Below are 26,176 nucleotides of genomic sequence, written 5' to 3'. Positions count from 1 at the left end.
TCGCGATTGTCCGCCATCCATTATGGCGTAGCGGCGGCACGGGGTGCTAGCGCGCGAGAAAATGCAGGAAATGGGCGTTCTGCCCAGCCGTTTAGTGTAGTCGCTAGCCAAGTGAGTAGACTATTTGCGATATTGCGAGCACATGGCTTTTGCGCAATGGTTCTACCTGCGGTTTTAGTTTTCGTTATGCGGGTTGTGCTTGGCTATTGCCAAGAAGTCTACTCACTTAGGTTTGAGAATCGTTCGCCAGCGCCTATTTGCGCTTGGTAGCCGATGCCGCGACTGCCAAAAGCTCCTAGGACTCTTGTGGCAGGCGCTTCTTGCCCTTGCGGGCGCGGTTTCTGAAGTTCTCGACGGCCTCCTCCATGCCCAGAGGTACATAGGTGAGCTCATCGAGGTTTTCGGGCAGGTAGCAGGCAAGGCTTTGCTCCTGCGCGCGGCCCGCCGCGAGCTGTTCATCGCTGGGCTGCGCGCCGGGTGTGGCGCAAATGCCATAGACGGCTGCACCCATCTCGCGTGTGCGGCATTCATATTCGGTCTCGGGGTGCTCGGGATGGTCGCGGCGGACGTCGTCACTTACCCAAAGTGTGTCGTAGCCGGCCGCGGCAAACTGCCCCAGGGCGTAGTCGCGCAATGGCTTGCTGTCGGTGCGCAGCGTGACGGTAGCACCGGCTGCAAAGAGCGGGCGGTAGAGCATCAGATGGTCGACATGGACGAGTCTTTTTTTGGCGTACTTGGCCTTGGGCTGCGGCGTGGGAAAGTTGATGGTTATGGCGTCGAGCTCGCCTGCAGCAAACAGTTGCGGCAGCGATGCGGCGCCTCGGGGCAGGACAAGTGCGTTGGTCAGTTCCTGCTCGCATATTTTCTGCGCGGCATAGGCAATGCAGATGGGCTCCTGGTCCATGCCGATAAAGAGCGTGTTTGGCTCGTGGGCCGCGCGCTCTACAAGGTACGTTCCCTTGCCACAACCAAGATCCAGGTGAAGGTGTTCGAAAGGCTTGCTGCCTGCGGGCGCACAGGCCTTGCGCCAATCTCCGACATAGGCCTCGGGGTTCGTCTCAATCGCATCGGCGTAGCGCTCCAGGCGCTCCTCGAGTACAAAGTTCTTAGGCGTGCGAACGTGGACGGCTCCCATGAGGCTCCTTGGTCATAAATGCGAAACGCATGGCTGCGCGTTTCGGCGATGCGTTGGAAGAAGGTGGGCATAGTTTGCCCGAAAGATGCGGCGCGGCTCGGCGGCGCGTCGTCGGTGCCTACAGACGCTTGAGAATCACATAACGGTTGAGCTCGCCGCTACGGCCGTCGGCGTGGAAACGCTCGAGCTCGCGTACGGGAACCTCGCCGCTCTTGTAGAACGTACGAACGCCGCGCACCAGGTCGGTGATCTGTTGATCGTCAAAGTGGTGGCAGTAGCGGTAGGCATGGCGGTCGTTTTGCCAACCAATGAGGTGGTCGCCGGCTTCAAACTGCGCGGAATCGTAACCCTCAAACGGCGGGGTGAGTTCGGCGCGGGCTTCGGCGCGAACGGCCTTGCGCGCCATGCGCTCGTCGTTCATAAACTCCCAAAAGCTGATGGCGATGATGCCGCCCGGGCGTGTCTGGCGCACCAGGGTGTCGAGCACGCGTACGCGGTACTCGCACGACGGCACGTGGTGCATAAAGCCAAAGCAGACCGAGATATCGGCGAGCGGGGCGTCGAAAAGCACGTCGGGTGTCTCGGCGGGGTTGAGCTTCATAAGGGCGTCGAGCACGTCGAGTTCCTGGAAGTGCAGGTTGGGAATGCGCAGGGCGTGGCCATGTGCATCGATGGCCAGGTCTTGGCACGAGTCGACGCCATAGAACTCGAAGGGGCAGCTGGCATCTGCCGAGGGGTTTGCGCCGTCGACGCCCTTGGCGGCAAGTGCCCCGCCGGCGGCAAAGTTCTCGAATCGCATATTGCCGCAGGCAAGGTCGAAGACGCGGACGGGATGCTCGATCGTGGCCACATCGAGCTGCTCGAGCGCGATGTCCATGGTGCGCACCCAGCCGGGCCACGGGGCCTGGCGCGTATCGGAAAAGGAGGCGGAGTGCTCGCGATAGAACGTATTGTTGAGCTGGATGAGCGATGAGGCGAAATCGCGGTTCACGGCGCGGAACTCCCTCCGTTGGCGGTGCGGAATAAACAGTACGACCATACTACCGTTAACGCCGCAACGGGGACAACCGAGCCGTGGGTCATTGCTTTGTTTGGACACATTTCCGCAGCTCATATGCACCCGCAACCGCCGGTTGTCAAAAATCTCACTAGAATAGGTGGCATGATTTTGGCGGTGGCGGATAGATTTTTAACTGTGCAAGGCGCCTTAAGAACAAAAACGGTCCGGCGGCACGGCTGGCATCGCATAGGAGGAACCATGAATGTAGAAACTGCGCAGCGGCTCGCCGACCTTCGCCGCAGCAAGGGTTTTAGCCAAGAAGGGCTGGCGCGAAAGCTGGGACTGTCGCGCCAGGCGGTCAGTAAATGGGAGCGCGCGGAGAGCTCGCCCGATACCGAGAACCTGATCTCGCTCGCCAAGCTCTATGGTGTGAGTCTGGACGAGCTGCTCAATCCGAGCGACGAGATCGAGGACGATATCGAGTTTGAGAATGAGGACCGCGCCCGCCAGCGCGAGGCCGAGGCGGCGGAGCGAGCCCGTACCCACGAGGCGGCGGCACGCGCTACCGAGGCCGCAACGCAGGCGAGTGATGCCGCGGCTAAGGCGGCGCAGGCTGCAAGCTGGAGCGCGCAGGTGGCTAACGCCGCGACGGCGCAAGCGACGAACGCCGGTGCGGTCAATCCGACTCCGGTGAAAGGTCCGTTCCAGTCGTTTCCGTATTGGGCCGTGTGCTGGCTGCTGTTCTTTTTGCTGATGTTCCTGTTTGGTGCCGGCCCCTTTGCCGCACTGATCTTCTTTACGATTCCTATCTATCACTGGGTGGCGCGTGCGCTCGATGGTGATTGGGCACGCGGGGATATTCAGGTTGGTTCGGCGTCGGTGGCGGTCAAGGCCCAGGGGAAGGATACTTCTGCGGAACCTGATGCTGACGTGGCTACCGCGGTCACCGCTGAGCCATGTGCCAAAGAGGGTGACGAATGATGAAGCTTTCGCATGAATCCAAGCTGCGCCTGGGCGTCGGCATCGGAGCGTTTGTGCTCATCATCGGGCTTGTCTTCGGCATTTCGCGGACATTGATTCCCTTCGATGGACTGTGGGACCTCGACGATATTGCATCTGGCTTGTCTGGTATGGGCGATGTGGATGACGAGGATGATCTTTTGGATGGCGGTAACTATTCTGCTCGGCCTCAGCAGCTTTCGAGCGAAACCTTTGATGCCGACGCGTTCACATCGCTCGACTTGGACGTGACGTCGGGCACGGTCAAGGTCAAACTCGTCTCCGGCGGGCCAGCGCGCGTAATTGAAAGCGGTCGCGTGGCAACGGGGACTGTTGCCTTCGATGCGGCAACCCAGAACCTGGCCGAAATCAAGGGCTCTACGCTCAAGATTCGCCAGTTCGATTGCGATGACGAGCGCGCCATTGACCGAACGGTTACCGTCGAACTGCCGCGCGAAGTTGCCGATAACATGGTGGGCATTACAGCGAATGTAGGATCGGGTGATCTGACGGTCGCGGGCATTGCGTGTCATGACCTCAACCTGACTCTGGACTCGGGAGACGTTGAGTTTACGGGCACCGTGACCGATACCCTGAATGCCGAGGTCGGTTCGGGCGATGTGACGTTCGAGCTCTACCAGGCCCCCGCGAAGTCGATGGACGTAAGCGTGGACTCGGGCGATGTGGAGATAACGGTTCCGAACTCTACGGGCTTTAAGGCGAGCCTCACCGTGGGCAGCGGCGACTTCGAGAGCGATTTCCTTCCGCTTGGCTACGATGGCGAGACCATATTGAATTCTGAATTCGACAATGGCGATAAGTCCGCCACGTATCGTTTCGAGATCGGCTCGGGCGACGTGTCGTTTGATTCGGAGTGATGACTGCGGTCTGGTTCGCAAGCATAGATGCTTAGACGCGCTGTTTGATGAAGGCGCCGAAGCCGAGATTGGCTCCGGCGCCTTTGCCTTTACAATGGGGGCATGGAACAGATTATCTTGAACATACTCGAGGCCCTGCGTCGCGGCGAGACCGTGGACGACAAAGCGCTCGTCAAACTGATACATGCCGAGGCGCGCCGTGAGGGTGCCGACAAACGCGATTTGGCCAAGCGCCGTCTGCTGCCGTTCTACCAGCGGGTAAAACGTGAGGAGCCGGCTCGTTGGGCTGGGTGGAATGTCGATGCCGAGCTGGAACGTCGACTGCTGCAGGCGCTGCGCATGAAGCCGCGCCGAACGGCCTCAGGTGTGGCGACCGTTACCGTCATCACCAAGCCGTGGCCGTGCTCGGGCGATTGCCTGTTTTGTCCCAATGATCTGCGCATGCCCAAGAGCTATCTGCACGCCGAGCCGGCATGCGCCCGTGCGGAGCAAAATTGCTTCGACCCGTATCTGCAGGTGAGCGCTCGTCTGACCGCGCTTTCGCAGATGGGGCATGCGACCGACAAGATAGAGCTCATCGTGCTCGGTGGTACCTGGAGCGACTATCCGCAAGGGTATCAGACGTGGTTTATGTCGGAACTTTTCCGTGCGCTCAATGACGATGCCGTCGCCGGCGTGGCGGCCAACCCCATGTTGGCGCGTCCGGGCATCAGCCGTGCCGAGGCGGGGCGTCTGCTCGATGACGCTCCCGCCGATGCCCTGCCGCCGGTGGTAGCAGAGCGTCGCGAGCGCTATCGGGCCGCCGGCATTGCGACAGACGAGGTCGAGCTTGCTGCCGGCGTTGCCGACGAGCAGGGACGTGTGGATGCTGCCGTGGGCGGCTATAACCGTGCGGTGCGTCGTCTGTACGGCCCCGGTACGCCGTGGGGCGAGGTCACCGAGTGGCAGACGGCAACGATGGAGGAGCTCGAGCGTCAGCAGCGCATTAACGAGACGGCGAAGCATCGCGTGGTGGGGCTCGTTATCGAGACGCGCCCCGATGCCGTAACGCCGCAGGCCCTCACGCTCATCCGCCGCCTGGGTTGCACCAAGATACAGATGGGCATCCAAAGCCTTGACCAGCACCTGCTCGATATCAACGAGCGCCGCATTTCGGTGGCGCAGATCGAGCGGGCGTTTTCGCTCGCGCGCCTGTTTGGCTTTAAGATCCACGCGCACTTTATGCTCAACTTGTTGGGTGCTACGCCTGAGGGGGACAAGCGTGACTACGAGCGCTTTATGACCGAGGGCGCCTTTATGCCCGACGAGGTCAAGGTCTACCCGTGCGCGCTCATCGAGGGCTCGCATCTGGTGGGCTGTTACGAGCGTGGCGAGTGGCGCCCCTATACCGAGGAAGAACTGCTCGACGTGTTGGCCGATGACATCGTGGTGACGCCGGCGTTCTGCCGCATCAGCCGCATGATTCGCGACTTTAGTTCCGATGACATCATGGTGGGCAACAAGAAGCCCAACCTGCGTCAGCTCGTCGAGAACCGCCTGGCTGCTCGGGGTGACGGTGCGACGGTGCGTGAGATCCGCTATCGCGAGATTAGCACGGCGGGCGCCGACCTAGGCGAGTTGACCCTTGACGAGGGCGTGGCGTACGAGACGCCGGTGACGCACGAGCGCTTTTTGCAGTGGGTGACGCCGCAGGGCAAAATCGCGGGTTTTTTGCGCCTGTCGCTGCCCGATCGCGCGTTTGTTGCCGCGCATGCGGACGAGTTGCCGACGGCGCCGGACGAGGCGATGATTCGCGAGGTGCACGTGTACGGCATGGCGGCGCGCATGGGAGATCAAGGCCAGGCGGCTCAGCATCATGGACTGGGGCGGTCGCTGGTGGAGCGTGCGTGCCAGATGGCGCGGGACGCGGGCTATGCGCGCATCAACGTGATCAGCGCGATCGGCACGCGTGAGTACTATCGTCATTTGGGTTTTTACGACCATGGCCTTTATCTGCAAAAGGAGCTCTAGATGAACAAGCCGAATGTTTCTGCCGGCGTCGTTGCCGGCGTTGCTCTGGGAGCCGCGGCGCTTGGTGCGGCCGCTGTCGCTGTTCGTGCTGCCTGTCTGCAGGTCGCGAGGACCCGCAATGGGCTGGCACGTGTGAAGCGCGTGCACGATGAGGGCGGCGACGAAGTTCGCGTATTGGTGCAAGGCGGCGTCTACCAAAGCGCGAGCTATGTTGGCGATTGTTGGGCGGAGCCAGTCTTTGCGTACTATCGTGCATTTGACGATGTGTTTGAGGCCGAGGACGCAATGCGTGATGCTTACGGGCATGGTATCGACCGTATGCTCATGCTGGGCGGCGGCGGGTTTGCCTATCCCAAGTTTGCGCTGATGTCGCACGAGGGCCTGCGCATGGACGTCATCGAGTATGACGGAGAGATAACGCGCTTGGCGCGCCGTTGGTTCTATCTGGATGAACTGGAGCACGCGGTGGGCGATCGCCTGCGGGTGATTACCGCTGAGGCTCGCTCGTATCTGGGTGTGACGAGCGTGGGCCATCGTCGCTACGACGTGGTCGTGAGCGATTGCTTTGGCGGTGCCGAGCCCGTGCGCGAGCTGGCGACCGTTGAGGCGCTGCGCCTGGTGCGGGGCAGCCTGAACCCCGGGGGTATCTACGTGGCCAATATCGTGAGCGCAAACGAGGGGAGCGATGTGACGTTCCTTCGCGACTGCGCTGCCGCGGCACTCGAGGTATTCGTCCACGCCTGGGTGGTCCCATGTGGCGATGCGAAGTTCAGCGGCGAGGAAAACTACCTGCTCATCGCCAGCGACGGCGACTACGCCTTTGCCGAAGCCGTGCCCTTCGACACCGACTTCCTCGGCACCGTCCTTCACGACAAGTAAGTCTCCCCGTCCCAAAAAAGACTGGTCTTAGGCGTGGTCGCGCCAGCCGAGAACGCGCTGCTTCATACCCTCGATGTCGAGCACGCCTTCGGCAAAGCCCTTGCGCACGAGCTCTTCGGGAACAAACTCGTCGTAGCGGTCAAAGTAAGGCACCTCGCCAGGATAGACGAGCTCGATGGGATCGAAGTCCTTCTCGGCCTCGGCGGCGAGCACCTCAAAGAACGTCTCCTCATCGGCCTTCATCTTAAACTGCATAAAGTACGGGCGTGACGGATCGAGCCCGCGAAGGCCCAGCTCCGCGGCACATTTAATCTTGAGCATGCGCTCGAGCGCCAAAAAGGCGTAGCTGCCCAGCCAGGGGAAGAGCACCCAGGTATCGCCGCCCAGGTTAATGAGCGGCTTGGTTCCCGCCCCCGAAATCTCGGCCGTATGACGAGCCTGCGCCAAGCGGGCCCGTGCGTTACCCATAAGGTACGGATATGTCGCGTGCTCGTTGAGCGCCTTGCGCATGCGCTCGAGCACATGCGTGTTAATGTCGCCGGGGCAGTCGCCAAAGTAGGCCGGCACCCGGCCCTTGACCTGCGTGGCAAAGACAGTGTGGCGCTTCCAGTCCACTTCCTCGACAATCCAGCAGTGTCCGGCGATGGCGATGCGCTCACCGGGCGGGGGCGGATTAACGATCGTGCCCAGCTCAGCCGATTCGCTCCGGACGGTAAACTCCTCGTTTTCCTGGAACACGGCGTAGAACTTAAAGTTGTTGATGATGCGCTCGCCCGCGAGACCCACGATGAGCCCGCCGCCTTCGGTGACCTGGATATGGTCGATCTTAATGAGGTGACGCAGCAGCACGCGATAGTCATCGGCCGAGATGCGATGGAAATAGCTCAGTGTGAGCACGCGCTGGGCAAGTTCGGCCGGCGTGAGCTCTCCGGTGCTGGCGAGGGTCGACATGGTCTGGTGATAGAGCAGACTGTAGGGGAGTCGATCGAGCTCGGGCGGTTCGACCCACTTTTCCTCGCGATAGAGTTGTACAAGCGCGATGCCTTGCAGGAGCTTCCACGGAATGGTCTCGGGCATCATCGTGCGCGGCTCGGGTTCTTCCTCGCGCATGACAAACCACATCTCGGGCGGAAGGTCGCGACGGCCTGTGCGCCCCATGCGCTGCAAAAAGGAGCTGACGGTAAACGGCGCGTCAATCTGGAAGGCGCGCTCCAGGCGGCCGATATCGATACCGAGCTCCAGCGTGGAGGTGGTGACGGTTGTCTGCGCCTGCTCCTCGTCGCGCATGAGCTCCTCGGCCGTCTCGCGCAGCGATGCCGAAAGGTTGCCGTGGTGGATGAGAAAGCGGTCGGGCTCGTGTCGACTTTCGCAGTAGCTGCGCAGCATGGAGCACACGGCCTCTGCCTCCTCGCGCGAGTTGGCAAAGACCAGGCACTTGCGCCCGCGCGTATGCTCAAAGATATAGCCCATACCGGGGTCGGCGTTGTCGGGTGCCGTGTCGGTGGGGTTGAGAAGCGCCTGCTCGGCCGCTCGTGGGATGTCGACTTCGCCCTCGGGGGCCGAGGAAGTGCGACGGTCTTTGGGAGCGGCCTTGCCCCGCGCCTGCTCGCGACGTTGACGGCGTTCTTCCTGTGCAAGCTGTCCGCTGTGGCACATGTCTTGTCCGGATGCGGGCAGCGCCGCGGGCGCCGCCGTCTCAATACGCTCGCAAGTAAGCACCTCGGCTTCTTGTGGACCCGTGCCTACGAATCCCCGCTGCTGTGCCTGGGGACCCGAGTTGTAGAAGTGCTCCATGGAGATGCGCCACATGCGGCGCGGTTCCTCAAAGCGGGGGATAACGCAGTCGCGCCCCGTTCCCTGTGAGAGAAAAGCGCCCGTGCGCTCGGGGTCGCCGATGGTGGCCGAAAGGCCAATGCGGCGAGGCTGCACGCCGGCCATGCGCGAGAGTCGCTCGATAAGGCAGAGTGTTTGCCCGCCACGGTCGCCGCGCATGAGCGAGTGGACCTCATCGATGACCACGTAGCGCAGGTCGCAAAACATGCGCGGGATCGCCATGTGCTTATGGATTAAGAGCGCCTCGAGTGACTCGGGCGTAATCTGCAAGATGCCGCTTGGTTTTTTGATGAGCTTGGCCTTGTGCGACTGCGAGACATCGCCATGCCAGTGCCAGACAGGGATATCGGCCTCTTCGCAGAGGTCGTTGAGACGGACGAACTGATCGTTGATGAGCGCTTTGAGGGGGCCGATGTAGAGGGCGCCCACGCTCGCGGGCGGGTTCTCCCAAAACTCGGTCAGGATGGGAAAGAAGGCCGCCTCAGTTTTGCCAGATGCCGTGGATGCCGTCAGGAGCACATTGTCTTGCGTGTTGAAGATGGCGCCTGCCGCCGCAACCTGGATAGAGCGCAGACTCTCCCAATCGTGGGAGTAGATGAAGTCTTGGATAAACGGGGCGTAGCGGTCAAAGGCGTTCACGGGGCCTCCTTTCAACATCGAATCTCTCAACGCGGCTGGCAACGGCTTGCTGCATTACTGCTTCAACGTTTGCTCAGATAAAACCTGCCAAAATAAACCTGTCCCTTTTTGGTAGGTTAGATGGTGAACTCGGCGAAGTTGCGGTCGCCGCCTGCGGTGCCGGTGTCGCCTGTTGCGGCCGCCGGCGCCAGCGCGTCGCCGCCGACGCTTTGCAGCAGCTCGGCCACATTTGCATCGGGGTTCTGACACAGGATATCGAGCAGCTCGATAAAGTCACGGATAACCTCACGCGGCGTCAAGTGCGTATCGGCTCCCACGCGGCCGAACTCAATCTTGAGAAAGTCCACCAAGTCGTTTTCGGCAAGCGTGGGCGTCCAGCCAAAGTAGCCGGCATGGATCTGCATGAGTTTTTCGATGAGCACCAGTAGCTCCTCGTAGGTGAGTGGCTGCAGGCGGATGATGGGCGCGAGCATGTCCTTAAGGTCTTCGCGCGCAAAGCGGCCCTGAGCGAGTCGGCTGCGCAGGGCCTCGTAGGAGAACACGCCGCGGCGGCGGTCTTCGATGGAGGTTGGCGTGCCGCCCATGATCATGCCCAGGTACTGCGCCTTGCCCTGGAGCGTGTCGTTGTACATAGTCAGGATCTTCTCGTAGTTGTATTGGCGCGTGATGGCGTTGGGAATCTTATACAGATTCACGAGCTCGTCGATGAGCACCAGCATGCCTTTGTAGCCACTGCAAACCAAAAAGCGCGCAATGAGCTTAACGTAGTCGTACCAGTCGTCATCGCTGATGATGGTCGAGGAGCCCAGCTCGGCGCGTGCCTCGCTCTTGGTGCGGTATTCGCCGCGAATCCATTTGGTCACGCGGCTTATGGTCTCTTCGTCGCCCCCGGATGCGGCCATGCGATAGCGGCGGAGCATGCGGGTGAAGTCGAAGCCGTGGACCATCTCCTCGAGCGGGGCCAGTTGGGCATTGACGACCGACTCGTCGACGTCGGCACACGAGGCGACCCAGCGATCCAGAATAAGGTTGAGCGCACCGCCCTCGGGGCGCGTTTTGGTCGATATATTGCGGATGAGCTCGCGGTAGGTGGCAAGGCCCTGTCCCTGACCGCCCTGCAGGCGGCGCTCGGGCGACAGGTCGGCATCAGCGACGACGAATCCCTCGCCCATGGCGTGCGTGCGGATAGTCTGGAGCAAAAAGCTCTTGCCGGCGCCGTAACGACCGACCAGAAAGCGGAAGCTCGCGCCACCGTCGGCGATGAGACTCAGATCGGTGAGCAGGGCGCGGATCTCGACCTCGCGCCCTACGGTGATGTAAGGAAGGCCGATGCGCGGGACCACACCGCCCTTGAGCGAGTTGAGAATGACGGCAGCGACGCGCTTGGGCACGCGAGGTGCTGCGGATGCGGTATCACTCATGGTCTAGGTATCCTCTCACGTCTGCTTCGTAGTCCTCGATAATCTGCGGCCCTGCCGCGCTAAATTCAATTACGGTGTCGCCCACCAGGTCAAAGAACGCCTCGTTGATGGTATCGACGAGCATGTCCTCGCTCTGCTCCGATTGCACTACCGCCGATTCCGCCTGTACTGCGTTGTGCTCGAGCAGCGCGCGGAGATAGGCGTCTGCGGCGGGCGCGAGTTCGTTCGTGGCGTCAGCGGGCGCAGCAGCTGCGAACGCGGGCGTCGGTGCGAGAAGCGGTGCTACGACACCAAACTGTTCGGTGGATATGGTCGGCTCGTCGGACTCGTCCTGCCCTGCGGCCGCCGCGACCGCCTCGACCGTCGCGGCGGCCGCAGGCTCGGCTTCCGGTTGCCCTGAGTCCGCTGCCTCGGCTTCTGCGGACGCGCCGTCCTCGCGTTCCTCGTCGATCAAAAGCGCTTCGCGCGTTTGTGCGGCAGCGCTCCGAATGTGCCCCAGCTGGCTCAAATCGATATCGATCTTGACGGGCTGGTGTGCGGCGTCCCACGAAAGCCATGCCACAATCTCGTCATCGATAATCTTGGCCAGATATTTGGGGACCTTTTCTTCCTTAAGGGGATGGGCGGGGTCCAGCGCCAGGCGCAGGCGTTGGTCACAGGCGCGCATCATTTCACCGAGCTTGCTGCTCTTTTGCCTGCTACCGTGAATCCGCATGCATTCCCAAAAACCGTTTTGGCAACGGTAGATACGGATGGGGTCCAGACGGTATTCGCAGTCCTCGTGGCGCTCGGGCGCAAAGAATACGGCCGAGGCAAACATGGTGTAGGGCATGGCCGTCTCCTCCCCAAATAAACTTGCCACGATGCCGGTCTTTCGGTGCGTGTCATAGTAGCGCGCCATGCGGACATACACGGCGCACGCCACGTGGCGCAGATCGCGGTGGTGGCTGCGGTCGAGCCGCGAGTTACTTAGGTTGTACGTGGAGAGGGCGTTGATGGCGGCCATGAGTCGCTCCTCGCGCACCTCATCGGGCGGAAGGGGGAGCGTGGGCTCGGAGGTTTTGCGACGCTTAGGGGTCTGGCCGGACGGTGCCGGTGCCGGTACAAGGTCTCGCGCCGCGCGTCGCAGCTCGATAAGGGCGTTATCGAACATGACGGTTTTAGAGTCACGAAGCAGCTTGGGGTCGAGCCCGTGGAACACGGCGTAATCTTGCAGCCACACGCGCGCAAACCGGTCGATGCCGGGCTCGAAGGCGCGATAGACATCCCAAAAAGCCCTGATCTTGTTAAAACCATCGAGTGGATTATCTACGCCAATGCCGCAAATCAGCTCATAGAGATACAGAAAGGCAAAGGACGTAGACGTTTCCTCGACGGTTCCGCGGCGCACTTGGGCACGCCAGGTAAAGTAGCCGCGCAGCTGCCGGTCGCTCATGGCGTTGTAGGTGGGAAAGTACGACTTAAAGGTGCCGTTGTAGGGACAGTCGTCCTCAAAGTCGGCCATCAGCAGGCCCTGGCGGTAAAAAAGCTCGGCTTCCGAAAGCCAGCGGCCCGCACCGCCCTTGGGGTCATCCTGCCAGCGCGATATCTCGCGCATTTTACGGTACTGGTCGGGGAGGAAATTCTGCATCTGTCGGCCGGTTTTGAGAATCGGCTCGTCTGCGTAGGTTTCGTTTGAGAAGCGGGCGGACTGATGGGTCCGGGCCTCGGCCATGATGCGCTCGATGAGCATCTTGATGTCCTGGTCGGCCACCGCTCCTCCTCTCGAACACAGCTACGGTGACCTCATATCATAGCACAGCATCAAACAGATGTTCGAGATACCGCTGCGTTGATAGATTTAGAACAGGAGGGCGTAGATGACGGCGATGACGACGGAGGGAAGCATATTGGCCGTGCGGAAGGTCTGAGGACGGATGAGGTTGACGCCGACGCAGAAGATGAGCATGGAGCCTACGAGCGAAAGGCTGTTGAGGGCCGCTGCGGTCATGATGGGGGAGAGCGCGCCGGCAAACAACGTAATCGTCCCCTGGAACACGGCGACGGGCAGGGCGGAGAAGATGCAGCCGCGGCCAAGCGAGGCCGTCATGGTGCAGACGATGATGCAGTCCAGTGCGCCCTTGAGGGCAAGCGTTGACCAGTCGCCGAGCAGGCCGTCCTGGATCGATCCCACAATGGCCATGGCGCCGATGCACACGGTGAGTGAAGTCGAGACAAAAGCGTTGGTGAACTCGTTATCGCCCTCACTGCCAGTCTTGCGCTTGAGCCATTCGCCAAGGTTCTCGATGGAGGTCTCCAAGTTGATGGCCTCGCCGATGAGCGAACCGAGCGCAAATGAGACGATGAGCATGGTGGTACCGGTGGTCGCTAGCGCCTTTCCATCGATGATGAGCATCTTTTGCATGGTGCCGCCCAGGCCGATAAACAGGACGCACAGCCCCGATGCTTTCATGAGCGTGTCTTGGATGCGCGGTGTAATGAAGCGGCCGCCCGCTAATCCCAAAAGACCGCCCGCAACTAAAAGCGCAACGTTGATGATTGTTCCCAAGCCCGGCATGAGCCCTCCTGTATTGATGCCAACGTGGCAATCGTAGCAGAACGAAATGCGAGGCACATCGCGACTCATCTAATACGTTATATAAGTGGTATTAGGAATGATGCGCAGCATTTAAGCCTCAGGTGGTTGTCGGGACATAGGGATAGTAGTCAAAGCGCAGTGTCATAAGCCGCTGTGGGGATTCAATAGCCGCGGCGATGATATTGGCATCGCGGGCACGATCAAACCCTTCGAGTTCGATCTGATACGAGACGTCTTGCATAATGTCCAGACGTCGCCAGGCTAGAAGTGTGTCGCCATCGAATTCCAAGGTCTTGCCTCCGTCTGGGGCAACGGCGTATAAACGCAGTTTAGCGGTGGTTGCAGGGTCGACAACCGTGACCTTTTTAATTTCGTTTCGAGTATTCTTGGCGCCCAACAAGGTGAGCAGTGTTGGGGCCACGACCTCGCCTGATGGCAAAAAGACGACTTCGATGGATTCGGGAAATGCGATGATGGCCGACTTGCGGACGGGCTGATTGGCGGCGGCAACTTCGATGTTTGCAGCATCGATGACCTCTGTGTGGTCGAGGGCGGCAAGCACGCAGCAGTTACCTTCATCGATCTCCTGAGGATCAGCAAGTCCCAGACTGTCCGCGAGCTCGGGATCGTTTGGACCGGTAGCGGGCTCATTCGGTGCTTCGAAAGAAGCTGGGACGCTGTTTGTCGGCGACGGCGTGTCGCCCGCACCTGCTTCTTTGTCCGTGCTCTCTTCTTGTATGGTTGCGTTGATGGGTTCGTCGTTTGAGGGGAGCGTCTTGGCGTCAAGCGCGGAGGGGACAATCCCGATGGCTCCGGATCCGTTCCACTCCATTTCGAGAAGCGCCGGGTCGGCAAGAATGCGTTGCCTGCTTTGCGCGTGGGCATCGATTTCAATAGGGCCTGCCTCTATCCCTCGTGTAAGGCTGAGTGATCCGGCTGACTTCTCGAAATGAGCGTCTGTGTCTTTGGTGCTGACGGCGTAGAACAGCAGGGATGCTTCTCCCGCCGCGATGGCATCGGTGCCCGCCTTGGTCAGCCGCAGCGATGCCGTGAATGAGAGGGTGGGCTGCACATCGTCTGCATTCGCGGCGGCGCAGCCCAGACATATACCGCCTCCTTTCTCGAAAAACGCACCGTCGAAGGCGACCTTCGCTCCGTTCGCCGAGTCATCGACCGAAGCGATATCGATGCGCAACCCCAAATCGCACGGATCGCCATCTGCATCGAGCACAATCGAGCGCCATGTGCAGACGGCGCACCCCGCCTGGGAGCCGTTTGCCTTGTTCGAACGATTGATATCCACGACTATCGAGCCGTCCGTATTACGACGAAGGCATCCCGAGGTTGAGATTGCGGCCTGTGCGAACGAAAAACGCTTGCACGCAATGGCGCTCGACGGATTTGGTGCGGAGCTTAGGGCTGCTGGTAAGGAGTCTGCCATGACGGGAGTCGCCCAAGCGGCGACAGGCGTTCCGGTTGCGAGCGCGCCGCAGAGTGCGACGACGGGCAAAAGGTTCTTCGATGCCATGGGGTCTCCTTAGCTAATTTAGTGCGGCCTGTCCGTGTTTCGTTTCTGGCTGCGTTTGATGTGCAGACCGAGGCCGGCGGTTCCCGCACCTGCTGCCGTGGCGCCTGCTGCCAAGAGCCATCGTCTGTCGTCTGTCTGTGCCAACGGTTCCTTGCAGTTGCCGCGGTCGAGCTCCGAGAGGTCGACCGTCACTTGCGTGGCGGCCTGCGCCTGTTCTTGCTGGGCAAAGGCCATGGCTGGCCCAAACGCTAGGATACTGACGGCGGCCAGGGCGACGGCCTTATGCCGTGTGCGCACCGGGCTCGACCGTCCAGGTGATCGTTGCAACCTGATCGCCTTCGCCGGTTACGCGGAAGATGTCGCGCGTGACGCGGGCGACGTTTCCGCTTGTCTTGAGCTTAATTTTGTCCGTGCCGCCGGCAATGCCCTGGTAGCCCATGTCGAAGGCTGCATTCTTGGAAAGATCGAGGCCCGTCTCCTGCATTGCGGCGCTGGCGTTCTGGAGTGCGCCGTCGGGGCCGACCTTAAAGTCGATGGAATTCTGCGCGGTTCCGGCCTTGGCGTCGGCGGCAATGGTCCAGGTGTTCATGGCGTCGATCTTCATGTTGGTGACATGGATGCCGTAGGCCGAATGATTGTCGATGGTGGTCGCGTCTTCTGAGGGGCCCTGAAGCGTGCCGTCGGCCTTGGCGACGAAGGGAATAACCGTCGGAACTTTGAACTCTACGTTGTCGATCTCGGTCCTGACCATTACTTTCGTGGTTCCAACGCGCTCGGCTGCCAGAGCTGGCGTCGGGGCGGCGCCCATTGCGAGCGCGAGCGCGAGCCCTGCGCCCACGACGAGCGCTCTGGCTCCGTTCATGTTCCTGGTGATGTCCATGGTCGTTCCTTTCTATTCGCCGCGGGCCGTCCCCGCGATGATTGGACGAATGCTGGTGAATTGCGTGCGGTGTCGCGTCGGCCGAAAAAGCTAGTTCTCGGCTTGCTCAACCCGTACCTTGACACGTGTCGGATTGCCGTGGCTGTCGAGGGTCTTGGCATCGAGTGCCTGGATCTCGATGTATGCCTCTCCTTCTTTGATGTCGCCGGCGGGGCACGTCTCGATTGTCTTGCCGGTCTCGACCACACCGGATTCGTACATGGTCTCGTCGTTTTGGATGACGCGGAATCGCTGGGGAAATTTATTGTCTTGGACGTTTTGCACGTTGACGCGCAGCTTGCCGTCCTCCTGTAGCTGAGCGACCGGCGCGACCGAAATCGTCATCATGTTGTCGCGGACGATGGCATCGAGCTCATCTTGGATTTCTTGTCGCGATTTACCCTCTGCCGTCGTGACTGAGGCGCCCGCTTCGGGCACGGGCTGCGACTGCCAGGCGTATAGCCCTACGGCGATGAGGGCGCAGGCGATAGCCAGGCAGACAACGACGAGTTTCTTGCGACGCCCCAGTCCTGCGAGGCGGGGCGGCTTCTTCGCACTCATGCGGCGTCCTTGGTGGTGTAGACACGTGCGAACGTGGACGGGTCCGCTCCAAAGAGCATGTGAAGCATCAGGCGGCGCGAGTAGATGAGCTCGTCAAAGTCGTGAGGGAGCTCGATGTCGTGGATACGCGCGATGTGGTGGGCGAGCGCCGAGAACGACTCGGGGTCGCAGATAACATCGGTGGTGACGTGGTAGACCGCCGTTTCGGGGAACGCCTCTTCGTCGAAAGGCAGGAGATAGGGATCGTCGTCGACCTCGATGGCGACGCCGTACTGGGGCCAGTAATATGCCATGGGAACCTCCCTGCTTCTGGGGCCAAAACTTCTATCGGTTTTGGCTGTCGACGCCGACCGTATCAGCCGCTACTTGACCAATTTCTGACCAAATGCTTGACGGATTGACATCTCCGCAGGTAAAAGGTGGAAAAAATTACTTCAACTTTTTTCGAGCGACAATCGAGCGGTCGGCGACGGCGGGGCGATATGTGTCAAAAGCATCGTCTGCCGAGGAAGCCTTGCCGTTCGCCGAATTGCACAAACGTAAAAATCGCCAATTATGGAGACGGTCTCGAACACGTCGACGAAACGATGCGGTAACATCTCCCTGCAAACACTGTAGTTAGCTAAAGGGGGAGTTCGCGTGTCTGCAACCATTAAACCCTTCACCGACGAGTTCGAAGAGTATGGCCGCGATGAATCTCGCGCATCGGGCGAAGCATCGAGCATCTCGTTTCCGACAACGGAAGACGAGGTCCGTGCCATTTTGGAAACGCTCCATGCCGAGCGTGTCCCGGTAACGGTTCAGGGCGCCCGAACCGGCCTTGCCGCCGGTGCCGTGCCCCACGGTGGGCATATCCTCAATACTTCCCGTATGAATCGCTACTTGGGCCTTCGCCGCGATGAACAAGACCAATTTCTGCTGCGCGTGGAGCCGGGCGTTGTGCTCTCGGAGCTGCGTAAGCAGCTGAGCAAGAAGGTACTGCCGACCGCTGGTTGGGACCAGGCATCGCTTGAGGCCTACGAGGAGTTCCAAGAGTCCCCCGAGCAGTTCTTTCCCACCGATCCCACCGAGGCATCTGCCTGTCTGGGTGGCATGGCGGCATGCAACGCCTCCGGCGCCCGCAGCTACGCTTACGGCCCCATGCGCCCGCATATCACGGGACTCCACGTCGCGCTGGCTGATGGCGATTTGCTTGAGCTTCAGCGCGGCGAGGCTTTTGCCCAGGGCCGCCACCTGTCGCTCGTGACGGCAGAGGGTCATACATTCGAGCTTGATCTTCCTGACTACACCATGCCCAAGACCAAAAATGCCTCGGGGTATTTTGTTGCGGACGATATGGACGCCATCGATCTTTTTATCGGTGCGTGCGGCACGCTCGGCGTCATTACCGAGCTCGAGATCGCCCTGCAGGCGGCACCTTCGGTCGTATGGGGTGTGAGTTGCTTTTTCGATAGCGAAGACAAGGCCGTGTCCTTTACCGATTCCGTGCGTCCCGTGCTGTCCCATGCCGCCGCTATTGAGTATTTCGATGCTGGCGCCCTGGATATCCTGCGTCGCCAGCGCGAGCAGTCGACAGCGTTTGCCTCGCTGCCGGCGCTCGACGACGAGGCAAAGGTCTGTGTCTACGTGGAGCTCGACTGCGATGACGAGGCGCAGGCGACCGAGGAGCTGTACCACCTTGGATGGGTGCTGGAGTTTGCGGGCGGCCGCGACGATGCGACATGGGTCGCCCGCACCGAAGTCGATCGCGAGTGCCAGCGGTTCTTCCGCCACGCGGTGCCCGAGAGCGTCAACATGCTCATTGACGAGCGTCGCCGCACCGACCCCACCATTACCAAGCTGGGATCGGATATGTCGGTGCCCAATGCACGCCTTGCCGATGTCATGGCCCTCTATCGCCGCACGCTGGCCGAAAGCGGGCTTGAGTCTGCTGCCTGGGGACACATCGGGAACAACCATCTGCATGTGAACATCCTGCCGCGCGATGCGCAAGACTACCGTCGTGGTGGAGAGCTCTTTGCCCAGTGGGCTTCCGAGGTCACGGCCATGGGCGGTGCCGTTTCTGCCGAACACGGCGTCGGCAAGATCAAGGCGGGCTTCTTGGAGACGATGTACGGCCACGAGGCCATGGTCGAGTCGGCGCGCCTCAAACTCCAGCTCGATCCTGCCGGCCAGTTGGGTCGCGGCAACCTGTTTACGGAGAAGCTCTTGGATGAACTCGTCCAGAAAGGGGGCGCGTGAAGATGAGTGATTTCCATATGGTGGTGTGCGTCAAGGCGGTGCCCGGAAGCACCGAGGTCAAGATGGACCCCAAGACCAATACTATCGTGCGTGATGGCAAGCAGGCGGTCATTAATCCCTTCGATGCAAGTGCCCTCGAATGTGCGCTAGCGCTGAAGGACGACTTTATCGGCTTTGGCATGGACGTGCGTGTGACGGTGGTGTCGATGGGCATCCCCGCGACCGAATCGCTGCTGCGCGACTGCATCGCCCGCGGTGCCGACGACGCGCTGCTGCTGACCGATCGCGCCTTTGCGGGCGCCGATACCCTAGCCACCACCTATGCCCTCAAATGCGGCATCGAGGCACTCGATGAGGACTTTGACCTGCTCATCTGCGGCAAGATGGCGGTGGACGGCGATACGGCCCAGATCGGCCCCGAGCTGGCCGGCGCCTTTGGGGTCCCCTGCGTGACCGACGTGAGCTGTGTGCAGAGCGCGGGATTTACGACGTGTGGCTCGCTGGCGCTCGTTCACGGCTGCGATGCCGGCGAGGAGACGGTGTACCTGGAGATGCCGTGTGCGATGACGACTGCCAAGGAGATTGGCCAGCTGCGCATGCCGAGTATTGCCGGTATTCGCGCGGCCGAGGATGCAGACGTGCGCGTGGCCAGCGCTGCCGACGTAAACGCCGACCCCTCGCGTTGCGGCCTTGCCGGATCACCGACGCAGGTCGTGCGCTCGTTTGTGCCCGACCGTGACCAAACGTGCGAGGCCGTCGAGGGAACGGCGTCCGAGCAGGCGGTAAAACTTGCCAAGATTATCGAGGGGATGGCATAGATGAGCGGGCTGATTATCGATAGCGAAGCCTGTATCGGCTGCGGTCGCTGCGTTCGCGCCTGCGCCTCGGGCGGCATTGTGGTGGAGGGTGGGCGCCCCAATCGCTGTGCCCGCGTAACCGACGGCTGTATCCTGTGCGGTGGGTGCGTCGACGCCTGCCCCGTCAACGCCATCTCGATTGAGCGCGACGAGGCCGCCGGCGCGGCAGACCTTGACGCATATCGAGACATCTGGATCTTCGTGCAGACTGACGAGCACGATGCCGTTGCATCCGTGGCCTTCGAGCTCATGGGCAAGGGGCGCGAGCTTGCCGATGCCCGCGGCTGCCGTCTGGTGGCACTGGTCGGCATGAGCCCCGAGGGCTCACTCGGGGACCTGGAGCATCTGATTTGCGCCGGTGCGGACGAAGTTCTGGTCTGTCGTGACGAGCGCCTGCGTCAGAACGACGCGGAGGTCTACGCTCGCTTGATCTGCGATTTGGTAGCCGAGCGCAAGCCCGAGGCCATTCTGTACGGCGCGACCGCCTTTGGTCGCGAGCTGGCGCCCGGTGTGGCCGTGCGCTTGCAGACGGGTCTTACGGCCGATTGCACGGTGCTTTCTATGGATACGGAGACGGGTCTGCTGCAGCAGACGCGCCCGGCGTTTGGCGGCAACCTGATGGCCACCATTATCTGCCCCAACCACCGTCCTCAGATGGCAACGGTGCGCCCCGGCATCTTTAAGGCGCCCGAGTTTGACTATAGCCGCTCCGGCACGATTACCCAGGTAGTGCTTGCGGATGACGTTAAGGCCCGCGTCGAGATCTCGATTCCCGCCGAGGAGTGGGGACAGCAGGCCTCAATTGCCGATGCCGAGCGTCTGGTCGTGGTGGGCCGCGGCATCGGCTCCAAGAAGAATCTGCCCCTGATGCGAAAGCTCGCCGATGCCCTGGGTGCCGAGCTTGGTTGCACGCGTCCCATTGTGGAGGCAGGCTGGTTGGAGTATCGCCACCAAATTGGCCAGACGGGTGTATCGGTCTCGCCCAAGCTTCTCGTGAGTATCGGTGTTTCGGGCGCCATCCAGCATCTTGCCGGCATCGGTGGGGCGGAGTGCATTATCGCCATCAACGAGGACCCGGATGCCCCCATCTTTGGTGCTGCCCAGTACAAGGTTGTCGGTGATGCCGTCGAGGTCGTCGAGGAGCTGCTGGCCCAGTTTGAGCGCTAGGCACGCGCCAGCCAGTCGCGCATCTCGTCCTTTAGGCGGCTCCAGGTTGCCTGCGTGGCGGGGTCGGTAAAGGGCCGCGTAATGCCAAAGGGCGCGTCGAGCAGGCGGTAGATATCGCCTTGCTCGCGCGCCAGCGCGCGGCTTGCCGGATAGACGAGCTCAAACATAAAGCAGATAAGCCCCACCAAGAAGTCGGCGGGCTCATCGCGCTCATCGCGCGCGACGCAGCGGTGCTCGTCAAAGGCGGTAAGCGCCGGTGTCGAGAAGTGGCTGGCGAGAAACGTGTCCTCATCCACCTTGAGGACGGTGTCGACGGTGCTGTCGGCGATGGTGCGCATAATGTCGATCTTGTCGCCATCGCGCACGATGTCGCAGAAGCTCCGCGTGCGCTCGTCGAGCTGTGCGGGTAGACGGAAATCGCTGTGATAGGCGATGCCCGCTCGGATGAGCTCATCTTCTGCCGGGTCATCGATAAAGTCGCGGATGCTCATTACGGCGGGTGCATCGGCGGGATTCTCGCCAAAGAGGACCTCGATGCCCAGCACTGCATGGCTCATGCTCTCGGCGTCCTTAAAGGTGTCCCAGCGTCGCAGCTGCTCAAAGCGGCCCATATCGTGCAGCAGGCCGCAAAGCCATGCCAGGTCAATATCTTCTGACGACCAGCCCTGCTCGCGCGCTACGGCATCGCATGCCTCGGCCACGTGGTACGTATGCTCGATTTTGAGCGCGATGCGTGGGTTGGTGGCGTCGTAGGCATCGGTGTAGCTTTTGAAGGCCGCGCGCGCCCGGTCTCGATCGATAGCTGTCATAATGACTTCCTAAAAAGTTGTGTCTTTCGATCCGGTGGCAATTGTAGGTGAACTTTATTGCCACCGGTTGATATTTCTGCTGCGTTGCAAGGCGCGCTGCAGACGACTTACCAGAATGGGAGTGGCATGGTCCTTAGGATCTTTAAAATCGTCTGGCCAGTGATGCTTACCTATGTTGCAATAGGCGCGCCGTGCGGAATGATCATGGGGCAGACGGGAATGGAGCCCTGGATGGTCTTTGCTCTGAGCAGCACGTTTGTGACGGGCAGCGGCCAGTTTATGATCTGCAATCTTTGGCTGGCGGGCGTACCGGCACCTTCGATTATCGCGAGCGTCGCCGCCATCTCCTCGCGCTTCGCTCTTTACTCGGCATCGATCGCACCCCATCTGGCGGGCGCCTCGAAGCGTCAGACGCTGGCTGTTGCCGCGACGCTCACCGAGGAGGCATACGGCATCTCGCTTGCCAAGCTGGTTGAGGGGGAGGATTGGGGCCCGCGCGAATCCTTCGTGCTCAACGTGATCCTCATCGCGACATGGGGCGCTTCGTGCACGATGGGTGCCATCGTCGGTGCCGTTGTCGATGTTCCCACCGCTATTGCGAGTTTCGTCTGCACGTCGCTCTTTATCTGTCTACTCTTTTCGCAGCGGCTGTCGCGCGGCAACGTTGTCGCGGCGGTTTCGGGCGCGGTGTCCGTCGCCGTATGCAAGTTCTTGGGCCTCACGAATATTGCCGTGCCGGCAAGCGTCGTGGTCGGCATTGCCATTGCGCTGGCGTGCGATGCTGTATTAGACGGAAGAGGTGCCCGCGATGCCCGTTAACGAGTTCTTGGTTCTGTGGCTGTCGTCGTGGGCTGCTATCGCGTTCTTTCGCATCGCGCCGGCGTTTGCCTTGCGCGGGAGAACGCTGTCGCCCCGCATTACCGAGGCCCTGGGTTATATCCCGCCCGCTGCCTTTGCCGCGCTGGTCGCCAACGACTTGGTGAGCCCCGGGGCGTTCGACGCGGGACTCTGGCCTGCCTTGGTTCCCTGGATTGCGGCTGCCGGCGTCGTGGTGGTGGCAATCAGGACAAAGTCGATGTTGTGGTGCTGTGTTTCGGGCATCGTGCTCTATATCGTTTTGAGCCTCGTATAAGAGCGGGACACGTTTAGCATCCCGGCCAACGAATCCAATTTTTCACCGAGCTGGTCTATTTCTTCTGGTACCATGGTCAAACTTTACTGTAGCAAAGCGTGACGTGGGCTTTTGTACCCCGTCAGCGGAAATGGGGGTTTCATGGCACAGGAAGCGACCGCCAACGAGCAAAAGAAATTCAAGGTCCCGCGCATCCCGGGCGACATCATGATCTATCCGATGATCGTCGGTCTTTTGCTCAACACCTTCTGCCCGCAGGTTTTTGAGATCGGCGGCTTCTTTACGGCTGCCTGCCGCGGTGGCTCCAATACCATCGTCGCCGCGATCCTGCTGTTTGTGGGCGCCGGCATCAGCTTTAAGTCCACGCCGGGTGCCATCAAGACCGGTATCGTCGTGCTGATCCCCAAGCTGGTCGTCGCAGCGGCTCTCGGCCTGGGCGTGGCATATTTCTTTAACGACAACTTCCTGGGTCTGAGCTCCGTGTCTATCATCGGCGGCATCACGTTTTGCAACATGGCGCTCTATACGGGCATCATGGGCGAGTTCGGCGATGAGTCCGAGCAGGGCGCCGTCGGTATCCTGTTCTTTACGGCTGGCCCCGCCGTCACGATGATCATCCTCGGTGTTTCCGGCCTCGCCAACATTCCCATTGGCACCATTATCGGCTCCATCTTGCCACTCGTTATTGGCATGGTTCTGGGCAACCTGTTCCCGTTTATCAAGAACCTGCTGGTTCCCGGTGCCAATCCCGCGATTGCCGTCATCGGATTTCAGCTCGGTGCGTCCATGAGCCTGTCGAGCTTTATCACCGGCGGTATTTCCGGCATCTTGCTGGGCCTTGTCACGCTGTTTGTCGTCGGTCCCATCACCTTTGCGTTCGAGCGTCTGTGCGGCGGCAATGGCAAGGCCGCTGTGGCTTGCTCCACCATTGCCGGCACGGCTATGACCACACCGGTTGCCCTCGCCGAGGTCGCACCGCGTTACGCCGAGCTTGCGCCCACCGCGTACGCTCAGATCGCCACCGCCGTTATCATCACGGCGATCATGGCTCCGATTCTGACTGGCTGGGTCGACAAGAAGTTCTGCCAAGGCAAGGAGGATCTGTCGCCTGTCGGTGTCGAGGCCATCGAGGAGGCCGTCGCGACTGACATCGATGGCGAGTAGCAATCGATACCCATCAATGATGCCGGCGTGTGCAATTCGCGCCGTATGGGCGCCCGAACAGAAACTGTTTTGCAGTGATGTTCGGGCGCTCTGCTATTATCCCCTTTACCCCTGCGGAGTAAAGGGGTGTTTATTGCCCTGATTCGAATTGGGCGATTCTGACCACTTGGGTATTGAAGGGATGGCGCTAGTGGTTAAGGCACTCAAGATTGAGATATTCGTGCTATGCATGATTGTTCTTATCGGGCTTGCCGTGCGAAGTCGTTGCTCCTTGTTCTCGAGCACCCAGCAGCTATTGTTTAGCATGCTTGGCTACACCTCTGCCGCGTACATATTATTCGATATGATCTGGACGCTTTCGGACGGTGTGGACGGCACGTTGGGCATTGCTGCCAACTGGATTTCCAACGCGGTTTCGTTTTCGCTCTTTGCTATCGCGTGTCTCATTTGGTTTATCTATTCCGAGACGGTGCAGGGTTCTCGTCTTTTGACCTCGCGCTATAGGGTGGTGCTTGTAGCGTTGCCTACGGCTCTGGTGGTCGTGCTGGCGTTTACCAGTTACTGGACGCACGCCCTGTTCTATATCGATTCGCAGGGCGTGTATCGTCGCGGCTTTGCCTATATGATCCAGCCCATCGTCAGCTACTGTTACGTTATACATACGTCCCTGCATGCGTTTGTGCAATCTCGCAGGGTCGAGAGCCTGCAGACGAAGGCCATCTATCGAACCTTGGCATTTTTCGCCATTCCGGCCCTGGTGGGCGGTACCTTTCAGGTCGTATACTCGGTGCCCGGCCTTTGTGTCGGCATAATGATTAGCATGTTGCTGCTTTACATCATCTACCAGGAGCAGCTCATCTCGACCGACCCGTTGACTGGACTTAACAATCGCAACCGTTTTGAGACCTATATGCTGTCGCTCTTCTCAAATGTGGATCAGGCCGAAGATGTATATCTGCTTATGATGGACGCCGACGGCTTTAAGCAGATTAACGATCGCTATGGGCATGTGGAGGGCGACCACGCTCTTCAGGTCATATCCGCTGCGCTCAAAGAAGTCTGCTCGGCGTCTGGCGGCTTTATCGCACGTTATGGCGGCGATGAGTTCGTGGTGCTCCAAAAGGCGACGGTGGAGCAGGACATCATAAGCCTGTGTGCGGCAATCAACGATGAGCTCGCACGTGCCGACGTGCCGTATCTGTTGCGGATGTCCATCGGCTACGCACGGGTCGGTGACGGTGTCGATACCTGGCAAGACTTGCTTCGCGCTGCCGATGCGGAGCTCTACCGCGTCAAGGCCGAGAAAAAGAAAGCCGGCGTCCAGATACGCTAGAAAAAGGGGCGCACGCTTGCGTGCGTGGTGGCCTTCAGCTCACCGATGTACTCCATTAAACTAAAGTATGTGAATCTCTCTGCTAAATAAGGGCAGTTCGCTAGGCTTTTTTGGGTTTGTTGACGATGATGATGCCGCTGCAGACCAAGAGCAGGGCAACGATGACGGTAACGGGGCTCGTGCCGGCGCCCTCGCCAAGCAGCAGTGCGCTCAGCAGTACGCCAAAGACCGGGTTCATAAACCCAAAGACCGAGACGCGGCTGACGGGGTTGACGGCAAGCAGGCGCGACCACAGCGAGTAGGCGACCGCGGAGATAAGCGCCATGTAGATGATGAGCACGATGGCGGGGACAATCGCCGTGGGGGAGAGCGCGCCACCCATCAAAAAGCCGATGGCGGTGAGGACCAGGCCGCCGACCAAGAACTGCCACCCGGCAAGCAAGACGCCGTCGTGCTTGCGCGAGAAGATGCCGATCAGGCAGGTCGAAAGAGCACCCGCGACAGTGGAGGCTAGGATAAAGCCCTCGCCATCGAGCCTGAAGCCAAAGGTGCCATCTGCGCCCGAGAGGTTGACGAGCGCGACGCCGGCAAAGCCCAGCGCACAGCCAAGCACCTTGGCCGTATTGAGCTTCTCGGTGTGAAATGCCAGGGCGGCAAAGAGGATTGCGAGGAAGTTGGCGCTGGCCTCGATGATGGAGCTCGACATGGCGCTGGCGCGCGAGAGGCCCAGATAGAAAAAGAAGTACTGCCCGATAGTCTGGAAGAGCGACAAGACAAAGATGGGCTTGATGTCGCGAGCCTGCGGAATGAGGGGGCGGCGTTGGGCCGCACTCATCCCAACGATAACCAGGGCGCCGGCAAGCGTGAAGCGCAAGCCCGCAAAGAGCAGCTGCGAGGCGCTATCGTGCGCCGGGATACCAAAGAGTGCGTAGCCGATCTTGATGCAGGGAAAGGCCGACCCCCAGAGCGCGCAACAAACAAGGCAGCCCAGGATGAGTCCGGGCAGGGTGGCGAGATACGGCTTGCGGCTTTCCATGGTGTCCTTCCTGTATGCGCGAAGCAAAAAAGAACCCGCCACCGGGTGTGCCGGTGG

The 26,176-nt window shown here is 60.6% G+C and carries 24 protein-coding genes; 11 read left to right on the top strand and 13 right to left on the bottom strand.

What is annotated here, in order from left to right:
- Positions 1–295 precede the first annotated feature (295 nt).
- Together DWW73_RS04825 and DWW73_RS04820 are read right to left on the bottom strand one after the other, a co-directional pair.
- Positions 296–1,135, bottom strand: coding sequence for a tRNA (guanosine(46)-N(7))-methyltransferase TrmB (locus DWW73_RS04825; RefSeq protein ID WP_117778894.1), 840 nt, complete (start codon positions 1,133–1,135; stop codon positions 296–298).
- A gap of 118 nt (positions 1,136–1,253) precedes the next feature.
- Positions 1,254–2,126 carry a hypothetical protein gene (locus tag DWW73_RS04820; RefSeq protein ID WP_117778893.1) on the bottom strand — a complete coding sequence of 291 codons (873 nt, stop codon included), beginning with the start codon at positions 2,124–2,126 and terminating at the stop codon, positions 1,254–1,256.
- A gap of 267 nt (positions 2,127–2,393) precedes the next feature.
- Between DWW73_RS04820 and DWW73_RS04815 the strand changes: the two genes are divergently transcribed.
- The 4 genes from DWW73_RS04815 (at position 2,394) to DWW73_RS04800 (ending at position 6,901) form a co-directional block, all read left to right on the top strand.
- A complete protein-coding gene (locus DWW73_RS04815; RefSeq protein WP_117778892.1) occupies positions 2,394–3,116 on the top strand; it encodes a helix-turn-helix domain-containing protein in 723 nt (240 codons plus the stop codon).
- On the top strand, positions 3,116–4,012 hold the full coding sequence (locus tag DWW73_RS04810; protein ID WP_158563784.1) for a DUF4097 family beta strand repeat-containing protein: 897 nt from the start codon (positions 3,116–3,118) through the stop codon (positions 4,010–4,012). The genes DWW73_RS04815 and DWW73_RS04810 overlap by 1 nt, the downstream gene beginning before the upstream one ends.
- A gap of 102 nt (positions 4,013–4,114) precedes the next feature.
- On the top strand, positions 4,115–6,022 hold the full coding sequence (locus tag DWW73_RS04805; RefSeq protein ID WP_117778890.1) for an elongator complex protein 3: 1,908 nt from the start codon (positions 4,115–4,117) through the stop codon (positions 6,020–6,022).
- On the top strand, positions 6,023–6,901 hold the full coding sequence (locus tag DWW73_RS04800; RefSeq protein ID WP_117778889.1) for a spermidine synthase: 879 nt from the start codon (positions 6,023–6,025) through the stop codon (positions 6,899–6,901).
- A gap of 27 nt (positions 6,902–6,928) precedes the next feature.
- Here the strand turns inward: DWW73_RS04800 and DWW73_RS04795 are convergent, their stop codons facing one another.
- The 9 genes from DWW73_RS04795 to DWW73_RS04755 form a co-directional block, all read right to left on the bottom strand.
- The gene (locus DWW73_RS04795) at positions 6,929–9,373 is read right to left on the bottom strand and encodes a DEAD/DEAH box helicase (RefSeq protein ID WP_117778888.1); all 2,445 of its coding nucleotides are present in this window, start codon (positions 9,371–9,373) and stop codon (positions 6,929–6,931) included.
- 116 nt (positions 9,374–9,489) lie between these two features.
- Entirely contained in the window at positions 9,490–10,794 is a 1,305-nt protein-coding gene (locus DWW73_RS04790) for an ATP-binding protein (RefSeq protein ID WP_117778887.1), read from the bottom strand.
- Positions 10,787–12,547 carry a TerB N-terminal domain-containing protein gene (locus DWW73_RS04785; protein WP_233509125.1) on the bottom strand — a complete coding sequence of 587 codons (1,761 nt, stop codon included), beginning with the start codon at positions 12,545–12,547 and terminating at the stop codon, positions 10,787–10,789. Before DWW73_RS04785 ends, DWW73_RS04790 begins: the two co-directional genes overlap by 8 nt.
- 87 nt (positions 12,548–12,634) lie before the next feature.
- Positions 12,635–13,351, bottom strand: a complete 717-nt coding sequence (locus DWW73_RS04780) for a DUF554 domain-containing protein (protein WP_199413468.1) — start codon at positions 13,349–13,351, stop codon at positions 12,635–12,637.
- Between the two features lie 118 nt (positions 13,352–13,469).
- Positions 13,470–14,900, bottom strand: a complete 1,431-nt coding sequence (locus DWW73_RS04775; protein WP_117645731.1) for a hypothetical protein — start codon at positions 14,898–14,900, stop codon at positions 13,470–13,472.
- Between the two features lie 18 nt (positions 14,901–14,918).
- Positions 14,919–15,134, bottom strand: coding sequence for a hypothetical protein (locus DWW73_RS04770; protein ID WP_147325188.1), 216 nt, complete (start codon positions 15,132–15,134; stop codon positions 14,919–14,921).
- A gap of 46 nt (positions 15,135–15,180) precedes the next feature.
- Positions 15,181–15,780: a hypothetical protein gene (locus DWW73_RS04765; protein WP_117778886.1), complete on the bottom strand. Its 600-nt coding sequence runs from the start codon at positions 15,778–15,780 to the stop codon at positions 15,181–15,183.
- Between the two features lie 90 nt (positions 15,781–15,870).
- The gene (locus tag DWW73_RS04760) at positions 15,871–16,380 is read right to left on the bottom strand and encodes a hypothetical protein (protein WP_117629648.1); all 510 of its coding nucleotides are present in this window, start codon (positions 16,378–16,380) and stop codon (positions 15,871–15,873) included.
- Positions 16,377–16,673, bottom strand: a complete 297-nt coding sequence (locus DWW73_RS04755) for a hypothetical protein (protein ID WP_117563502.1) — start codon at positions 16,671–16,673, stop codon at positions 16,377–16,379. The genes DWW73_RS04760 and DWW73_RS04755 overlap by 4 nt, the downstream gene beginning before the upstream one ends.
- Before the next feature lie 346 nt (positions 16,674–17,019).
- Here DWW73_RS04755 and DWW73_RS04750 point away from each other — a divergent pair, with 346 nt between their 5' ends.
- From DWW73_RS04750 to DWW73_RS04740, 3 genes are read left to right on the top strand one after another with little or no spacing between them, the layout of a single operon-like run.
- Entirely contained in the window at positions 17,020–18,621 is a 1,602-nt protein-coding gene (locus DWW73_RS04750) for an FAD-binding oxidoreductase (protein WP_117778885.1), read from the top strand.
- A gap of 2 nt (positions 18,622–18,623) precedes the next feature.
- The gene (locus DWW73_RS04745) at positions 18,624–19,439 is read left to right on the top strand and encodes an electron transfer flavoprotein subunit beta/FixA family protein (RefSeq protein ID WP_089573320.1); all 816 of its coding nucleotides are present in this window, start codon (positions 18,624–18,626) and stop codon (positions 19,437–19,439) included.
- On the top strand, positions 19,440–20,645 hold the full coding sequence (locus tag DWW73_RS04740) for an electron transfer flavoprotein subunit alpha (RefSeq protein ID WP_117778884.1): 1,206 nt from the start codon (positions 19,440–19,442) through the stop codon (positions 20,643–20,645).
- Here DWW73_RS04740 and DWW73_RS04735 read toward each other — a convergent pair.
- The gene (locus tag DWW73_RS04735; RefSeq protein ID WP_117778883.1) at positions 20,642–21,454 is read right to left on the bottom strand and encodes an HD domain-containing protein; all 813 of its coding nucleotides are present in this window, start codon (positions 21,452–21,454) and stop codon (positions 20,642–20,644) included. The two genes, DWW73_RS04740 and DWW73_RS04735, sit on opposite strands and share 4 nt — an antisense overlap.
- Before the next feature lie 126 nt (positions 21,455–21,580).
- Between DWW73_RS04735 and DWW73_RS04730 the strand changes: the two genes are divergently transcribed.
- The 4 genes from DWW73_RS04730 to DWW73_RS04715 all read left to right on the top strand — a co-directional run bounded on the left by DWW73_RS04730 (position 21,581) and on the right by DWW73_RS04715 (position 25,083).
- Positions 21,581–22,273 (top strand): AzlC family ABC transporter permease, encoded by a 693-nt coding sequence (locus tag DWW73_RS04730; protein ID WP_117645722.1) that lies wholly within the window; start codon positions 21,581–21,583, stop codon positions 22,271–22,273.
- Positions 22,263–22,586 (top strand): AzlD domain-containing protein, encoded by a 324-nt coding sequence (locus DWW73_RS04725; protein ID WP_117582902.1) that lies wholly within the window; start codon positions 22,263–22,265, stop codon positions 22,584–22,586. Before DWW73_RS04730 ends, DWW73_RS04725 begins: the two co-directional genes overlap by 11 nt.
- Before the next feature lie 141 nt (positions 22,587–22,727).
- The gene (locus tag DWW73_RS04720; protein WP_117645720.1) at positions 22,728–23,750 is read left to right on the top strand and encodes a 2-keto-3-deoxygluconate permease; all 1,023 of its coding nucleotides are present in this window, start codon (positions 22,728–22,730) and stop codon (positions 23,748–23,750) included.
- A gap of 190 nt (positions 23,751–23,940) precedes the next feature.
- Positions 23,941–25,083 (top strand): diguanylate cyclase, encoded by a 1,143-nt coding sequence (locus DWW73_RS04715; protein ID WP_158563783.1) that lies wholly within the window; start codon positions 23,941–23,943, stop codon positions 25,081–25,083.
- 100 nt (positions 25,084–25,183) lie between these two features.
- On the opposite strand, the gene DWW73_RS04710 is transcribed toward DWW73_RS04715, so the two are convergent.
- Entirely contained in the window at positions 25,184–26,119 is a 936-nt protein-coding gene (locus DWW73_RS04710; protein ID WP_117582905.1) for a DMT family transporter, read from the bottom strand.
- Positions 26,120–26,176 lie beyond the last annotated feature (57 nt).

Origin of the sequence: Collinsella sp. AF16-8 (assembly GCF_003462695.1) — a bacterium.
Lineage (GTDB): Bacteria > Actinomycetota > Coriobacteriia > Coriobacteriales > Coriobacteriaceae > Collinsella.
Note: the sequence above shows the minus strand (reverse complement) of the source record. Positions and strands in the feature narration are given on the sequence as shown.

Coding starts and splice junctions, on each gene's coding strand:
- DWW73_RS04825 (WP_117778894.1), bottom strand. CDS start 1,135: ATGGGAGCCGTCCACGTTCGCACGCCTAAGAACTTTGTACTCGAGGAG.
- DWW73_RS04815 (WP_117778892.1), top strand. CDS start 2,394: ATGAATGTAGAAACTGCGCAGCGGCTCGCCGACCTTCGCCGCAGCAAG.
- DWW73_RS04810 (WP_158563784.1), top strand. CDS start 3,116: ATGAAGCTTTCGCATGAATCCAAGCTGCGCCTGGGCGTCGGCATCGGA.
- DWW73_RS04805 (WP_117778890.1), top strand. CDS start 4,115: ATGGAACAGATTATCTTGAACATACTCGAGGCCCTGCGTCGCGGCGAG.
- DWW73_RS04800 (WP_117778889.1), top strand. CDS start 6,023: ATGAACAAGCCGAATGTTTCTGCCGGCGTCGTTGCCGGCGTTGCTCTG.
- DWW73_RS04790 (WP_117778887.1), bottom strand. CDS start 10,794: ATGAGTGATACCGCATCCGCAGCACCTCGCGTGCCCAAGCGCGTCGCT.
- DWW73_RS04780 (WP_199413468.1), bottom strand. CDS start 13,351: ATGCCGGGCTTGGGAACAATCATCAACGTTGCGCTTTTAGTTGCGGGC.
- DWW73_RS04775 (WP_117645731.1), bottom strand. CDS start 14,900: ATGGCATCGAAGAACCTTTTGCCCGTCGTCGCACTCTGCGGCGCGCTC.
- DWW73_RS04770 (WP_147325188.1), bottom strand. CDS start 15,134: ATGGCCTTTGCCCAGCAAGAACAGGCGCAGGCCGCCACGCAAGTGACG.
- DWW73_RS04765 (WP_117778886.1), bottom strand. CDS start 15,780: ATGGACATCACCAGGAACATGAACGGAGCCAGAGCGCTCGTCGTGGGC.
- DWW73_RS04760 (WP_117629648.1), bottom strand. CDS start 16,380: ATGAGTGCGAAGAAGCCGCCCCGCCTCGCAGGACTGGGGCGTCGCAAG.
- DWW73_RS04755 (WP_117563502.1), bottom strand. CDS start 16,673: ATGGCATATTACTGGCCCCAGTACGGCGTCGCCATCGAGGTCGACGAC.
- DWW73_RS04745 (WP_089573320.1), top strand. CDS start 18,624: ATGAGTGATTTCCATATGGTGGTGTGCGTCAAGGCGGTGCCCGGAAGC.
- DWW73_RS04740 (WP_117778884.1), top strand. CDS start 19,440: ATGAGCGGGCTGATTATCGATAGCGAAGCCTGTATCGGCTGCGGTCGC.
- DWW73_RS04735 (WP_117778883.1), bottom strand. CDS start 21,454: ATGACAGCTATCGATCGAGACCGGGCGCGCGCGGCCTTCAAAAGCTAC.
- DWW73_RS04730 (WP_117645722.1), top strand. CDS start 21,581: ATGGTCCTTAGGATCTTTAAAATCGTCTGGCCAGTGATGCTTACCTAT.
- DWW73_RS04725 (WP_117582902.1), top strand. CDS start 22,263: ATGCCCGTTAACGAGTTCTTGGTTCTGTGGCTGTCGTCGTGGGCTGCT.
- DWW73_RS04720 (WP_117645720.1), top strand. CDS start 22,728: ATGGCACAGGAAGCGACCGCCAACGAGCAAAAGAAATTCAAGGTCCCG.
- DWW73_RS04710 (WP_117582905.1), bottom strand. CDS start 26,119: ATGGAAAGCCGCAAGCCGTATCTCGCCACCCTGCCCGGACTCATCCTG.